The 13772-nt window shown below is 65.9% G+C and carries 13 protein-coding genes and 1 riboswitch; of the genes, 10 read left to right on the plus strand and 3 right to left on the minus strand.

Annotated features, from left to right (window positions below):
- Positions 1-71 precede the first annotated feature (71 nt).
- A riboswitch (yybP-ykoY riboswitch) is annotated at positions 72-161 on the plus strand.
- An 88-nt stretch (positions 162-249) separates the two neighbouring features.
- Positions 250-825, plus strand: coding sequence for a manganese efflux pump MntP (locus AC27VL_RS08475; RefSeq protein WP_100554032.1), 576 nt, complete (start codon positions 250-252; stop codon positions 823-825).
- A 147-nt stretch (positions 826-972) separates the two neighbouring features.
- Positions 973-1428 (plus strand): REP-associated tyrosine transposase, encoded by a 456-nt coding sequence (locus AC27VL_RS08480; RefSeq protein ID WP_100554031.1) that lies wholly within the window; start codon positions 973-975, stop codon positions 1426-1428.
- Between the two features lie 103 nt (positions 1429-1531).
- Here the strand turns inward: AC27VL_RS08480 and AC27VL_RS08485 are convergent, their stop codons facing one another.
- Complete coding sequence (locus AC27VL_RS08485; RefSeq protein ID WP_006477308.1) at positions 1532-2197, minus strand: response regulator transcription factor; 666 nt, start codon at positions 2195-2197, stop codon at positions 1532-1534.
- 121 nt (positions 2198-2318) lie between these two features.
- Positions 2319-4262, minus strand: coding sequence for an acetate--CoA ligase (gene acs / locus AC27VL_RS08490; RefSeq protein ID WP_100554030.1), 1944 nt, complete (start codon positions 4260-4262; stop codon positions 2319-2321).
- Positions 4263-4507: 245 nt separating this feature from the next.
- Between acs and AC27VL_RS08495 the strand changes: the two genes are divergently transcribed.
- The 4 genes from AC27VL_RS08495 to xth all read left to right on the plus strand — a co-directional run bounded on the left by AC27VL_RS08495 (position 4508) and on the right by xth (position 10246).
- Positions 4508-5929 (plus strand): DcaP family trimeric outer membrane transporter, encoded by a 1422-nt coding sequence (locus AC27VL_RS08495; protein ID WP_488766029.1) that lies wholly within the window; start codon positions 4508-4510, stop codon positions 5927-5929.
- Between the two features lie 111 nt (positions 5930-6040).
- Entirely contained in the window at positions 6041-7696 is a 1656-nt protein-coding gene (locus tag AC27VL_RS08500) for an MFS transporter (RefSeq protein ID WP_488766030.1), read from the plus strand.
- 229 nt (positions 7697-7925) lie between these two features.
- Entirely contained in the window at positions 7926-9332 is a 1407-nt protein-coding gene (locus AC27VL_RS08505; protein WP_488766031.1) for a coniferyl aldehyde dehydrogenase, read from the plus strand.
- Between the two features lie 146 nt (positions 9333-9478).
- Positions 9479-10246, plus strand: a complete 768-nt coding sequence (xth, locus tag AC27VL_RS08510; RefSeq protein ID WP_488766032.1) for an exodeoxyribonuclease III — start codon at positions 9479-9481, stop codon at positions 10244-10246.
- Positions 10247-10297: 51 nt separating this feature from the next.
- On the opposite strand, the gene AC27VL_RS08515 is transcribed toward xth, so the two are convergent.
- Positions 10298-10549 carry a GlsB/YeaQ/YmgE family stress response membrane protein gene (locus AC27VL_RS08515; protein ID WP_025878785.1) on the minus strand — a complete coding sequence of 84 codons (252 nt, stop codon included), beginning with the start codon at positions 10547-10549 and terminating at the stop codon, positions 10298-10300.
- Between the two features lie 84 nt (positions 10550-10633).
- Here AC27VL_RS08515 and AC27VL_RS08520 point away from each other — a divergent pair, with 84 nt between their 5' ends.
- The 4 genes from AC27VL_RS08520 to AC27VL_RS08535 all read left to right on the plus strand — a co-directional run bounded on the left by AC27VL_RS08520 (position 10634) and on the right by AC27VL_RS08535 (position 13741).
- Entirely contained in the window at positions 10634-11233 is a 600-nt protein-coding gene (locus AC27VL_RS08520) for a 4'-phosphopantetheinyl transferase family protein (protein ID WP_089237883.1), read from the plus strand.
- Positions 11234-11272: 39 nt separating this feature from the next.
- Positions 11273-11911 carry a 16S rRNA (guanine(527)-N(7))-methyltransferase RsmG gene (rsmG, locus tag AC27VL_RS08525; RefSeq protein ID WP_488766033.1) on the plus strand — a complete coding sequence of 213 codons (639 nt, stop codon included), beginning with the start codon at positions 11273-11275 and terminating at the stop codon, positions 11909-11911.
- A 112-nt stretch (positions 11912-12023) separates the two neighbouring features.
- Positions 12024-12821, plus strand: a complete 798-nt coding sequence (locus AC27VL_RS08530) for a ParA family protein (protein ID WP_025878788.1) — start codon at positions 12024-12026, stop codon at positions 12819-12821.
- The gene (locus AC27VL_RS08535; protein WP_089237881.1) at positions 12821-13741 is read left to right on the plus strand and encodes a ParB/RepB/Spo0J family partition protein; all 921 of its coding nucleotides are present in this window, start codon (positions 12821-12823) and stop codon (positions 13739-13741) included. Before AC27VL_RS08530 ends, AC27VL_RS08535 begins: the two co-directional genes overlap by 1 nt.
- Positions 13742-13772 lie beyond the last annotated feature (31 nt).

Raw genomic sequence — 13772 nt, forward strand, 5'->3', positions numbered from 1 at the left:
TAAAAACCAGCCCTGCCTGCGCGTTTCGCTGGAAATGCGCCACGCGCAGATCGCGGTGCTAAGCTTCGCGTCCCCTTGGGGAGTAGCCGGATTCCTACGCAGGAATCGTCCACGTCAACATACTCGGCCAGTGCGCCGTGGCGTGGACAACCATGATGGTTGGCGAGACCAGCGGCCCGCGCGCGCAACATCAGGTTGGGCGCGAGCGCAGGCCGTGCGTCCGTCCTTGCCCGACCTCAGCAGCCGCCAATGTCCCCCATTTCGATCCTCCTGATCGGCTTTGCCATGTCCACCGATGCCTTCGCCGCTGCGATCGGCAAGGGTGCAGCCATGCGCAAGCCGGTGTTCCGTGATGCGCTGCGCGCCGGCATCATCTTCGGCGTCATCGAGGCGATCACACCCATCATCGGTTGGCTGCTCGGCCGTGCCGCTCTGCAGTACGTGGAAGCGTTCGACCACTGGATCGCCTTCGGCCTGCTCGGCGCGCTGGGCATCCACATGATCTACAACGGCCTGCGTCCGGATAACGGCGAGGACGATGAAGATCCGGCGCAGCACCATGGCTTCTGGAAGCTGGCACTGACCGGTTTCGCCACCAGCATCGACGCGATGGCAGTCGGCATCGGCCTGGCCTTCATGGACGTGCATATCGGGGTGATGGCCGCAGTCATCGGCCTGTGCACGCTGACCATGGTCACCGCCGGCATCATGCTGGGCCGCGTGCTCGGCAGCATGGTCGGCAAGCGCGCCGAAATCATCGGTGGCGTGATCCTGGTGATCATCGGTGCGACGATCCTGTACGAACACCTGCACGGTGTCGCGTAAGCAGGGATACCTGTAGAGCCGAGCCCATGCTCGGCTGACGTATGAAGCTGCCGAGCATGGGCTCGGCTCTACATTGGGGCAATGGCTGACATGCAGCGCAGCATTTCGCTGATGTAGAGATCCTCTGCTGCGCCGTAGTCTTCCCGTATGGCCAGTCCCGCACTCCGTTATGGTCGCTGGTCGCATACTGGCAATGCCTATGCGCTTACCACGGTGACGCATGCGCGTCGCCCCTGGTTCAGTGGCAAGGCCAACGTTGAGCTGTTGATAGAGGCATTGCGCACCGTTGAGCGGACCGGTCGGACCTTATCCCTCGCCTGGGTGGTCATGCCGGATCATCTGCATTGGCTGTTCGAACTACGTACCGGCACGCTAGCCGGCTGCATGCAGATCCTGAAGTCCAGGAGTGGAAGGTCCGTCGGCAGGCGCGTTGATGCCAACGCGCCGATCTGGCAGCCGGGGTACTACGATCATGCACTGCGCAGTGATGAATGCCTGCGCACGCAGGCGACCTACATTGCGGCCAATCCGGTGCGCGCTGGACTGGCTACGTGCATTGGGGAGTACCCGTATGCCTGGAGTCGATGGCCCTTGCTGGGCTGATTCGGTACTCGGATGAAGAGCAGCCGAGCGTGGGCTCGGCTCTACAAATGCATCATGAAGTCTGTAGAGCCGAGCCCATGCTCGGCTCCAAAGTTCGTCACGATCAGTCTTCTTCCGGCGGCAGCACGATGGCGTCGTCGTCGATCGCCAGCTTGCCGGCCATCAGCACCGCCTGGGTGCGGTTGGTCACGCCCAGCTTGCGCAGGATCGCGGTGACGTGCGCCTTGATCGTTGCTTCGGAGACGTTGAGGTCGTAGGCGATCTGCTTGTTCAAGCGGCCCGCGCCGAGCATCTGCAGCACGCGGAACTGCTGCGGGGTCAGCTCGCGCAGACGCTGGCCGACTTCGCGTTCTTCGCTGCCGGTCGGCGGCACGTTGTGTGCTTCCGGCGGCGCCCAGGTCTCGCCATCGAGGATGGTGCCGAGCGCATGGCCGATCGTGTCCGAATCAGCGGACTTCGGAATGAAGCCCAGTGCGCCGTGGTCGAGTGCGCGACGCATCACCGTGGCTTCTTCGCGTGCGGAGACCACCACCACCGGCAGGTGCGGATGCAGCGAGCGCATGTGCACCAGCGCGTTGAAGCCCTGTGCGCCGGGCATGTTGAGATCCATCAGGACCAGGTCGGCGTCGTTGTGCTGGTCGGCCAGTGCATACAACGCTTCCACGCTGTCGGCCTCGAACAGTTGAACGCCCGGAATGACCCGCTGCACGGCACCCCGCAGGGCTTCGCGGAACAACGGATGGTCATCGGCAATCAGGAGGGTGGTCATGGGTCGAGCTTATCGATCAGGAAAAAGGGCGGTGTGATGGCTGGCACAGGACGGGTTGAACATGGCCGGGTCCCTCCTCCCGGCCACGTTCGTGGCGCGTCCTGTGCCCGCGCTCACGTCATCAACGGACCTTGCGTTCGTCCACCAGCGAGGCCACGACCGACGGATCGGCCAGGGTCGAGGTGTCGCCGAGCTGGTCCGGCGCGTTCTCGGCGATCTTGCGCAGGATGCGGCGCATGATCTTGCCCGAACGGGTCTTCGGCAGGCCCGGCGCCCACTGCAGATGATCTGGCGTAGCGATCGGGCCGATTTCCTTGCGCACCCAGGCGACCAGTTCCTTCTGCAGCTCGTCGCTCGGCGCCTCTTCCGCGACCAGGGTGACGTAGGCATAGATGCCCTGGCCCTTCACGTCGTGCGGGAAGCCGACCACGGCGGCCTCGGCCACCTTCGGATGCGAGACCAGCGCGCTTTCCACTTCGGCGGTGCCGATGCGGTGGCCGGATACGTTGATCACATCGTCCACGCGGCCGGTGATCCAGTAGTAGCCGTCTTCATCGCGGCGGCAGCCGTCACCGGTGAAGTAGCTGCCCGGGTAGGTGCGGAAATAGGTATCGATGAAGCGCTGGTGGTCGCCGTACACCGTGCGCATCTGGCCCGGCCAGGAGTCACGGATGATCAGGTTGCCTTCGGTCGGGCCGTCCTTGATCTCGCCATCGGCGTTGACCAGGGCCGGCTGTACGCCGAAGAAGGGCAGGGTGGCCGAACCCGGCTTCAGATCCATCGCGCCGGCCAGCGGCGAGATCAGGATGCCGCCGGTCTCGGTCTGCCACCAGGTATCGACGATCGGGCAACGGCTGTCGCCGACCACCTCGTAGTACCAGCGCCAGGCTTCCGGATTGATCGGTTCGCCGACGCTGCCAAGCAGGCGCAGCGACGCGCGCGAGGTCTTCTTCACCGGCTCCTCGCCTTCGCGCATCAACGCGCGGATGGCGGTGGGGGCGGTGTAGAAGATCGACACCTTGTGCTTGTCGATCACGTTCCAGAAGCGCGAGGTATCGGGGTAGTTCGGTACGCCCTCGAACATCAGCGAGGTCGCGCCATTGGCCAGCGGGCCGTACACGATGTAGCTGTGGCCGGTGACCCAGCCGACGTCGGCGGTGCACCAGTAGATGTCGTCCTCGCGCAGGTCGAACACCGCTTCATGGGTGTAGGCCGCGTACAGCAGGTAACCGGCGGTGGTATGCAGCACGCCCTTCGGCTTGCCGGTGGAACCGGAGGTGTAGAGGATGAACAGCGGATCCTCGGCGTTCATCGGTTCCGGTTCGCAGCTGGCCGGCTGGCTGTCGACCACGTCATGGAACCAGCGGTCGCGCGGGGCCTGCATGTCTACCGCGCCGCCGGTATGGCGCACCACCAGCACGGTTTCCACGGTATTGGTGCCGGGCAGCTTCAGCGCCGCATCGACGTTGGCCTTCAGCGGAATCTTCCGGCCACCACGCAGGCCTTCGTCGGCGGTGATGATCAGCTTGCTCTGGCAGTCGCTGACACGGTCGGCGATCGAGTTCGGTGCGAAGCCACCGAACACCACCGAGTGGATCGCGCCGATGCGCGCGCAGGCCAGCATGGCCACGGCAGCGTCGACGATCATCGGCAGGTAGATGGTGACCCGGTCGCCCTTCTTGACGCCCAGGTTGCGCAGCGCGTTGCCGAGACGGCAGGTGCGCTCGTACAGCTCGCGATAGGTCACGTGCTGGGCCGGCGCATCCGGGCTGTCCGGCTCGAACAGCAGGGCGGTCTTGTCGCCGCGTTTTTCCAGCTGGCGGTCCAGGCAGTTCACGCTGGCGTTGAGCTCGCCATCTTCGAACCACTTGATGTGGAAGTCGGCCAGGTCGTAGCTGACGTTCTTGATTCTGGTCGGCTTGCGCGACCAGTCCAGCCGCTCGGCGGCCTTGCCCCAGAACGCATCCGGATCGGACACCGAGGCCTGGTACTGCTGTTCATAGGAGTTCTTGTCGATACGCGCCTTGGCGGCGAACTGCGGATCGACGGGGTAGAGATCAGCCATGGCACCCTCACTTGCACGTTGACTTTGTGTGTGCAGCCGCAGCATTGCCGCAGCCGTTCCCCCTCAGTTTGCCCCATCCACCCCCGGTCGCGTCACCACTTCGGTTAGACCTTGGTCGAAAGTCGGGCCCCTGCAGGCCCGGGTTCGACCAATGGCCAATAGCCGGTGCGTGCAAACGCCCCGCAGTCTCGGCTCGACCGTGCCCCACGCGCGGCATCACCTTGCCACTTGGGAGAGAGGGCAACATGAGCCACCGTACGTTGAAAGCCGTGCGCACACCTTTGGCGGCCTGCCTGTTGGTCGCCCTGGTCGCACCGGGCATGGCGTTCGCCGAGACCGCCAAAGAGAAGGCACTGGAGTCACGCGTCGCCGAACTGGAGCGGCAGGTGCAGGCGCTGCTGGCGTCGCAACAGCAGCAACAGACCCAGATCGTGCAGACCCAGCAGGCGGTCACCGACGTCCGCACGCTGCAGGCCGAACAGAAGCCGGCGGTGCCTGCCGGCAAGCAGCCGATCCAGGTCACCACCATTACCCCCGGCGCCGCGCCGGGTACCACGGTCAAGATCGGCGGCTTCATCAAGGCCGATTTCCTGGCCACCCAGACCAGCGATGGCCAGCTGGCCGACGATGCCACCGGCCGCGCGCTGTACCTGCCCGGGCAGACACCGGTGGAAGGTGCCGGCGGCAGCGGCAAGCGCTCGGACGTGGACTACAACGCCCACGCCAAGTTCTCGCGCTTCAACCTGGGCATCGACAACGTCAGCGAGTCGGGCAACAAGGCCGGCGCGTTCTTCGAGATGGATTTCTTCGGCAATTCGCTGGGCAACCAGACTGCCACCAACACCTATGGCGTGACCCTGCGCCATGCGTACATGTACTGGAACAACTGGATGGCCGGCCAGACCTGGTCGAACTTCATGGATGCGGCATCGCTGCCGGAAGCGGTCGACTTCGTCGGTCCGACCGATGGCGTGATCTTCGTGCGCCAGGCCCAGCTGCGTTACACCAAGGGCGGCTTCAGCGTCGCGCTGGAGAATCCGGAAACCACCACCCTCACCGGCACGCGCAATCCGGTCACCGGCGCCTGGACCAACGCCAGCGCCAACTCCGATCGCGGCAGCCTGCCGGACCTGACCCTGCGTTACGGCTGGAAGGGTGACTGGGGCACCTTCGGTGTCGGTGGTGTGGTCCGCCAGCTGAAGGTCGACAACCAGACCACCGGTGCCAAGGCTGACAAGGTGGCCGGTGGCCTGACCCTGGGCGGCAAGTGGGTGATGGGTGACAGCGATTCGCTGCACTACCAGTTCACCGGTGGCGAGGGTATCGCCCGCTACATCGGCCTGGGCATCACCGCCGATTCGGCCTATGACGTGGCACGCGACGAACTCAACCCGACCGGTGTGATCGCCGGCTACGTCGGTTGGCGCCATGCGTTCTCGCCGAAGCTGCGCACCAACCTGATCTACGCGCGCAGCGACTACGACAACGACAGCATCCTCGGCCCGCTGGTGACCAAGAGCGTGCAGAGCATCCGCGGCAACATCTTCTATTCGCCGATGCCCAAGGTCGATGTCGGTGCCGAGCTGATGTACGGCAAGCGCGAGATCGAGAACGGCAACAAGGGCGACATCACCCGTCTGCAGTTCACGACGAAATACAGTTTTTAAATGAGTGCCGACCAACGGTCGGCACCTACCGAGATTGAGTGCCGACCATGGTCGGTATCTACCAAGACTGCGTGCCGACCAAGGTCGGCACCTACAGAGGGGAAGCGTCCCATGTCCACAACACCTGCACCGGCGAAAGCCCAACTTACCCAGGGACACAAGAAGGTCATCTTCGCATCCAGCCTGGGCACCGTTTTCGAGTGGTACGACTTCTTCCTGTATGGCTCGCTTGCGGCGATCATCGCCAAGCAGTTCTTCAGTGGCGTCAATGAAACCACAGGCATGATCTTCGCCCTGCTGGCCTTTGCTGCCGGCTTCTTCGTGCGACCGTTCGGCGCGGCCTTCTTCGGCAGCCTCGGCGATCGCATCGGCCGCAAGTACACCTTCCTGGTCACCATCCTGATCATGGGCATCTCGACCTTCCTGGTCGGTGTGCTGCCCAACTACGCCTCGATCGGCTTCGCCGCACCGGTAATCCTGATCGTGCTGCGTCTGGCCCAGGGCCTGGCGATGGGCGGCGAGTACGGTGGCGCTGCCACCTACGTGGCCGAACACGCACCGGCCGACAAGCGTGGCCTGTACACCAGCTTCATCCAGTGCACCGCCACGCTGGGCCTGTTCATGTCGCTGCTGATCATCCTGGCCTGCCGCTACTTCCTCGGCAACGAGGCCTTCGAGGCGTGGGGCTGGCGCATTCCGTTCCTGGTCTCGATCGTGCTGCTGGGCATCTCGGTGTGGATCCGCCTGCAGCTCAGCGAATCTCCGCTGTTCCAGCAGATGAAGGCCGAAGGCAAGGGTTCCAAGACGCCGTTCCGTGACAGCCTGAAGGGCGGCAACCTGAAGCTGATGCTGCTGGTTCTGCTCGGTGCTGCTGCCGGTCAGGCGGTGGTGTGGTACGGCGGCCAGTTCTACGCGCTGTTCTTCCTCAGCAGCATGCTGAAGGTCGATGCCACCACCTCCTACCTGCTGATCGCCGCCGCGCTTGCACTGGGCGTGCCGTTCTTCATCTTCTTCGGCTGGCTGTCCGACCGTATCGGCCGCAAGAAGATCATTCTCGCCGGCTGCCTGCTGGCCGCCGTCACCTACATCCCGATCTTCAAGGGCCTGACCCACTTCGCCAATCCGGCCATCGAAGAAGCCCGCAGCAGCTCGCCGGCGCTCGTGGTTGCCGATCCGAACACCTGCTCGTTCCAGTTCGATCCGGTTGGCCTGCGCAAGTTCACCAGCTCCTGTGACGTGGCTACCGCTGCGCTGACCAAGGCCGGCGTGCCGTATGACGTGCAGCCCGCCGCCGCCGGCTCGCTGGCGATGGTGAACGTTGGCAGCGCCAGCGTGACCTCGTATGAAGCGGCCGGCCTGAGCAAGGAAGACGGCAAGGCCAAGGCCGATGCGTTCGGCGCGGAGTTGAAGGGCGCACTGGTCACTGCGGGTTACCCGGCCAAGGCTGATGGCTCGCGCATCAACATCGCCGGCACGATCTTCATGCTGTGGCTGCTGGTGCTGTACGTGACCATGGTCTACGGCCCGATCGCCGCCTATCTGGTCGAACTGTTCCCGACCCGCATCCGCTACACCTCGATGTCGCTGCCGTACCACATCGGCAACGGCTGGTTCGGTGGCTTCCTGCCGGCGATCTCGTTCGCGCTGGTGGCCGGTACCGGCAACCTGTACTACGGCCTGTGGTATCCGATCATCATCGCGCTGATGTCGGTGGTGGTGGGTGGCCTGTTCCTGCGCGAGACGAAGAACGTGGATATCACCAAGTAGGAGTGATGTTCATTGGATGAAGGAGAGGCCGTGGTGCAGACCACGGCCTTTTCGTTTCCCTGTAGCGCCGAGCCATGCTCGGCGACCGCGCAACGCGCGGCACAAAACTCCGCAGACGCGAACAGACAGCGCTCAATGCCGTCATCGCGGTTGACAAGCATCCGAAGCCACACGCCCTCTGACCCCATCGAGACCGCCGCCTCACGTGCGCACGCCGTATAGTCGCGGAATGAGCATCTCAGCCGCCGACCTCCCCGCCATCCTGCACACCCTGCGCAGTGCGTGGCAGGCCCAGCGTCCTTCGCTGGACCAGCGCGAAGCCGACCTGCGCCGCCTGCGCGAGGCGTTGAAGGAGCGCATGGACGACATGGCTGCGGCCATTGCCGAGGATTTCGGCCACCGCGCCCACGTTGAATCGAAACTGGCCGATGGCATGAGCGTGCTGTCGGCCATCGATCACCTGCGCCGCCACTTGCGACGCTGGTCGAAGCCGCGTCATGCGTCTGCAGGCTGGAAGCTGTGGCCAGCCCGCGCGCAGCTGCGGCCGACACCGCTGGGTGTGGTCGGGGTGATCTCGCCGTGGAACTACCCGGTCACGCTGGCGCTGGTGCCGTTGGCCACTGCGATTGCCGCCGGCAACCATGTGCTGCTGAAGCCTTCCGAGCACACACCGCGCACCAGTGCGTTCCTGGCCGATCTGCTGGCCGGCGTGTTTCCGCCCGAGCGCGTGGCGGTGGTGCAGGGTGGGGCGGACGTGGCGGCGGCGGTGTCTTCGCTACCGCTGGACCATCTCGTGTTTACCGGTTCCACCGCGGTCGGCCGCAAGGTGATGGCGGCGGCGGCGGAACATCTGGTGCCACTCACGCTGGAGCTGGGCGGGAAGTCGCCCGCCATCGTCTGCCGCGATTTTCCGTTGGATAAAGCCGCGGCGCGGCTGGCCACCGGCAAGTGGTTCAACGCCGGCCAGACCTGCATCGCGCCGGACTACGTGTTGATCGACAGCATGCGCCAGCGCGAATTCGTGCAGGCGCTGCAGCAGCAGGTGCGCGAGCGTTACGGCGATTTCAGCGATGCGGGTGACTACACGCGGATCATCAACGAAGGCCAGTACCGGCGCCTGCAGGGCTATCTGGCGCAGGCACGCGAACGTGGCGTGCCGGTGATTGCGCTGGCGCAGGTGGATGAGGCGCGCGCCGACCGCGAGCGCCTGTTGGTGCCAACGGTAGTGCTGGACCCGCCGGATGACCTGGACCTGATGCGCGAGGAGATCTTCGGCCCGATCCTGCCGGTGCGGGCGTATCCGGACCTGGATGCGGCGCTGGCCGACATCGTGGCCCGCGACCGGCCGCTGGCGTTGTATCCCTTCAGCCACGACCGCGCGACGGTGGAGCGCATCCTCGGCCAGGTGCTGGCGGGCGGGGTGACGGTGAATGACACGCTGCTGCACTTCGCCGCTGATGGTTTGCCGTTCGGGGGAGTTGGCGCCAGCGGCATGGGCGCGTATCACGGGCAGGCGGGGTTCGATGCCATGAGCAAACTGTTGCCGGTGTTGTGGCAGTCGCGCTGGGCGGCCAGTGACCGGCTGCGGCCGCCGTATTCGAAGATTGCCGGGTTGTTGAGGTTGCTGCTGCGGTGAAGCCATTCCGGTGACGCATTCCCGTAGAGCCGAGCCCACGCTCGGCTGCTCTTGGCTGGTCCAGGCAGAAGCAGCCGAGCGTGGGCTCGGCTCTACACGGGAAGCCGGGCCGACCCCCATCCCGGCCACCCGGGTAGAATGCCCCCATGAAGATCGCCTCGTGGAACGTCAATTCGCTCAATGTCCGCCTGCCGCACCTGGAGCAGTGGCTCAAGGACTTCGGCCCGGACATCGTCGGTATCCAGGAAACCAAGCTGGAGGACCACAAGTTCCCGGATTCGGCGCTGGTCGCCGCCGGTTACCGCAGCGTGTTCGCCGGCCAGAAGACCTACAACGGCGTGGCGCTGGTGTCGCGCGAGCCGGCGCAGGACGTGCAGATCGGCATTCCCGGCTTCGAGGACGAGCAGAAGCGGGTCATCGCCGGCACCTTCGGCGACCTGCGGGTGATCAACCTGTATGTGGTCAACGGCCAGGACATCGGCACCGACAAGTACGAGTACAAGCTGCGCTGGCTGGAGGCGGTGCATGCGTGGATCGCCGAAGAACTGCAGCGGCATCCGAAGCTGATCGTGATGGGCGACTTCAACATCGCCCCTGATGCGCGCGACGTGCACGACCCCGAGGTCTGGAACGAGAACCACATCCTGACCTCCACCGCCGAGCGCGGTGCGCTGGCCAAGCTGTTGCAGCTGGGCCTGCACGACGGCTTCCGCCTGCACAACGACGAGGTCGGCACGTTCAGCTGGTGGGATTACCGGGCGGCCGGTTTCCGCCGCAACCTCGGCCTGCGCATCGACCTGAATCTGGTCTCCGATGCACTGAAGAGCAGTGTGGTGGCCTCGGGCATCGACCGCGAGCCGCGCACCTGGGAACGCCCCAGCGACCATGCACCGGCGTGGGTGCAGTTGGGTTGAACGAACGGGGCCCGGCGATTGCCGGGCCCCGTATTCAAGCGGTGTTCCGCGTCAGCGTATGCTCTTGCGGGTGAACAGGTTGACGATCGCCAGCAGGATCACCGCGCCGATCAGCGAGAACAGGAACGTGCGGAGGGTGATCGCTTCATTGATGCCGCCGCCGAACAGCCAGCCGGAAATCAGTGCGCCAACGATGCCCACCACGATGTTGAGGATGATGCCCTGCTGGCCATCGCGCTTCATGATGATGCTTGCCAGCCAGCCGACGATGCCGCCGACGATCAGCCAGATGATGATTCCCATGATCGACTCTCCGGTGGATAACCGAGCACAGTTGACGCGCAACGCTGTGAACCCGTCGTGCAATCCCGTGACGGCCGCGTGCGGATGAGCCTGCCAGCCACCCTCGACGGCCCCTGGCGGTTTGGCCCGGTCACCGTGTGGCGCTGCCCGCACGTGCCCGGTCAGCGCGGTGAGCCGCAGGCCCGGCAGGTGCTGGCACAGGCCCTGGGCGGCGAGCCGGATGCGCTGCCGCTGCTGCGCGATGACAAGGGCCGCCCCGAGCTGAGCGGCGCGCTGGCCCACTACGGCACCGGCTGGAGCCACAGCGGCGAGGTGCTGCTGGTGGCGCTGGGCGAGGGCGTACGGCTGGGCGTGGACCTGGAACTGCTGCGGCCGCGCCCGCGCATGCTGGAAATCATCCAGCGCTTCTTCCATCCCGACGAAGTGGTCTGGCTGCAGGGCCTGGACGAGGCCGACCGCGAGCATTGGTTCTTCCGCGTGTGGTGCGCCAAGGAAGCCATGCTGAAGGCGCACGGGCAGGGCATTTCCTTTGGCCTGCACCGCCTGCAGCTGGCCCCGGCCGCCGATGGCGCGCTGCACCTGCGCTGGTGCGACCCGGAACTGGGCGAGGCGGCGCGCTGGCACCTGCACGAGTGGCAGGCCAGTGGCCAGTTCCGCGCCGCATTGGCCTGGTATCCGCAGTGAATCGCCGAATCTGCAGTGAAAACCGGCGATAATGTTGCAATGAGCGAACACGATCTTCCCGCCGGCGTAGCGTCCACGCTGCAGCAGGGCCTGGCCAGCATGGGCCTGGCCGCCGAGCTGGCCCCGCCGCTGCTGCGCTACCTGGCGTTGCTGCACCGCTGGAACGGCACCTACAACCTCACCGCCATCCGCGATCCGCAGGAAATGGTCACCCGCCATCTGCTTGATTCGCTGGCGATGCAGCCGTTCGTGGCCGATGGCAGCCTTGCCGACCTCGGTACCGGCCCCGGGTTGCCGGGCATCCCGCTGGCGATCGCCTGCCCGGGCCTGCAGGTCACCCTGGTGGAAAGCAACGGCAAGAAAGCCCGCTTCATGCGCGAGGCCGTGCGCCAGCTTGGCCTGGGCAATGCCCGCGTGGCCGAGTCGCGCGCCGAAGCGCTGGCCGAGCCGGGCAGCTACGATCAGCTGACCGCGCGCGCGATGGACACCCTGGCCGGCATCGTCCGCGTCGGTGGCCACCTGCTGCGCCCCGGTGGCGTGCTGCTGGCCATGAAGGGCGTCTACCCGCATGAAGAGATCGCAGCGCTGCCGGCCGGTTGGCAGGTGAGCGAGGTGGTCCCGCTGAGCGTGCCCGGCCTGGCCGGCGAACGCCATCTGGTCACCGTCACAGGCCCCTGAACCCCGCCGCCACCCCCTTGTGGAACAAGCGGTTGGCGATCCACGATTTCCGCACGGGCCCGGTTGTACGCATAATGACCGGTCCCAGCACACGTCGACGAGGCACACCCGCATGGCCCGCATCATCGCCATCGCCAACCAGAAGGGTGGCGTCGGCAAGACCACGACCGCCGTCAACCTGGCCGCTTCCCTGGCCAACGCACCCAAGCGCGTGCTGTTGGTCGACCTGGATTCCCAGGGCAACGCGACCATGGGCAGTGGCGTGGACAAGCGCGAGCTGGTCTCCTCCACCTACGATCTGCTGCTGGGCGAGTCCAGCGCTGCCGACGTCCGCGTGCAGACCGCCGAAGGTTACGACCTGCTGCCGGGCAACATCGACCTGACCGCGGCCGAGATCCAGCTGATGGCGCAGAGCGAGCGCGAGCAGCGCCTGAAGCGCGCGCTGGCGCCGATCCGCGACGAGTACGACTACATCCTGATCGACTGTCCGCCGGCGCTCTCGCTGCTGACCCTGAACGCCTTGGCCGCCGCCGATTCGGTGATCGTGCCGATGCAGTGCGAGTACTACGCGCTGGAAGGCCTGAGCGCGCTGGTGGAAACCATCGAAGCGCTGCGCGCCAACCTCAACCCGGCGCTGGAGATCGAAGGCGTGCTGCGCACCATGTTCGATGTGCGCAACAACCTGGCCAATGCCGTGTCGGCCGAGCTCACCGAGCATTTCGGTGACCGCGTGTTCCGCACCATCGTGCCGCGCAACGTGCGCCTGGCCGAGGCGCCCAGCCATGGCCAGAGCATCGTCGGCTACGATCGTGCTTCGCGTGGCGGCGTGGCCTACCTCGGCCTGGCCGGCGAGATCATCCGCCGCAACAACGAACGCAACAAGGCCACCAAGGCCGTGGAGACCGTCTGATGACCAGCAAGCCTGCCGCCAAGAAGCGTGGCCTCGGCCGCGGCCTGGACGCCCTGCTGGGGCCCAAGGGCGCGGTCAGCCAGGTGCAGGCCAGCACGGCGGTGATCGAGCCGCTGCCCGGTGAGGTGCTGCGCAAGCTGCCGGTAGGCCAGCTGCAGCCGGGCAAGTACCAGCCGCGTCGCGAGATGGACCAGGGCAAGCTGTCCGAACTGGCCGACTCGATCAAGTCGCAGGGCGTGATCCAGCCGATCCTGGTGCGCCAGCTGCCGGCAGGCAACTTCGAAATCGTCGCCGGTGAACGTCGCTGGCGCGCCTCGCAGCTGGCCGGCCTGGACGAAGTGCCGGTGGTGGTGCGCGAGCTGGAAGACCGCACCGTCATCGCGATGGCGCTGATCGAGAACATCCAGCGTGAAGACCTCAACCCGCTGGAAGAAGCCGAAGCGCTGCAGCGCCTCATCAGCGAATTCACCCTGACCCATGCCGAGGCCGCCGAGGCCGTTGGCCGCTCGCGCGCGGCGGTGTCCAACCTGCTGCGCCTGCTGGAGCTGCCGATCGCCATCCGCCTGCTGCTGGAAACGCGCCGGCTGGAGATGGGGCACGCCCGCGCGCTGCTGACCCTGGCCCCGGAACTGGCCAGCAAGCTGGCCCAGGAAGCGGCCGATGAGGGCTGGTCGGTGCGCGAGGTCGAGCGTCGTGCGCAGGCGTTCGCCGCCGGCAAGGTGCCGAGCAACCGTCCGCAGCCGGTGGCCAAGGTGCAGCAGGCCGATATCGCCTCGCTGGAGACCGAGCTGTCCGAAGTGCTGGGCACCTCCGTTGCGATCAACCATGGCCGCGGTGGCAAGGGCAAGCTGATCATCCATTACGCCAACCTGGACACGCTCGATGGCGTGCTGGAGCGGCTGCGCACGCGCCAGGGCTGACCCCGGCGCAGTTTCATGGGCGCACGGCCTG

Source organism: Stenotrophomonas sp. 14P6.2.3 (genome assembly GCF_057799055.1).

Bases quoted from the DNA above. Each gene is read 5' to 3' on its own strand.
- AC27VL_RS08515 (WP_025878785.1), bottom strand. From the start codon at position 10,549: ATGGGAATCATCATCTGGCTGATCGTCGGCGGCATCGTCGGCTGGCTG.
- AC27VL_RS08480 (WP_100554031.1), top strand. From the start codon at position 973: ATGGCCAGTCCCGCACTCCGTTATGGTCGCTGGTCGCATACTGGCAAT.
- AC27VL_RS08520 (WP_089237883.1), top strand. From the start codon at position 10,634: ATGAGCCTGCCAGCCACCCTCGACGGCCCCTGGCGGTTTGGCCCGGTC.
- rsmG (WP_488766033.1), top strand. From the start codon at position 11,273: ATGAGCGAACACGATCTTCCCGCCGGCGTAGCGTCCACGCTGCAGCAG.
- xth (WP_488766032.1), top strand. From the start codon at position 9,479: ATGAAGATCGCCTCGTGGAACGTCAATTCGCTCAATGTCCGCCTGCCG.
- acs (WP_100554030.1), bottom strand. From the start codon at position 4,262: ATGGCTGATCTCTACCCCGTCGATCCGCAGTTCGCCGCCAAGGCGCGT.
- AC27VL_RS08530 (WP_025878788.1), top strand. From the start codon at position 12,024: ATGGCCCGCATCATCGCCATCGCCAACCAGAAGGGTGGCGTCGGCAAG.
- AC27VL_RS08475 (WP_100554032.1), top strand. From the start codon at position 250: ATGTCCCCCATTTCGATCCTCCTGATCGGCTTTGCCATGTCCACCGAT.
- AC27VL_RS08500 (WP_488766030.1), top strand. From the start codon at position 6,041: ATGTCCACAACACCTGCACCGGCGAAAGCCCAACTTACCCAGGGACAC.
- AC27VL_RS08505 (WP_488766031.1), top strand. From the start codon at position 7,926: ATGAGCATCTCAGCCGCCGACCTCCCCGCCATCCTGCACACCCTGCGC.
- AC27VL_RS08495 (WP_488766029.1), top strand. From the start codon at position 4,508: ATGAGCCACCGTACGTTGAAAGCCGTGCGCACACCTTTGGCGGCCTGC.
- AC27VL_RS08535 (WP_089237881.1), top strand. From the start codon at position 12,821: ATGACCAGCAAGCCTGCCGCCAAGAAGCGTGGCCTCGGCCGCGGCCTG.
- AC27VL_RS08485 (WP_006477308.1), bottom strand. From the start codon at position 2,197: ATGACCACCCTCCTGATTGCCGATGACCATCCGTTGTTCCGCGAAGCC.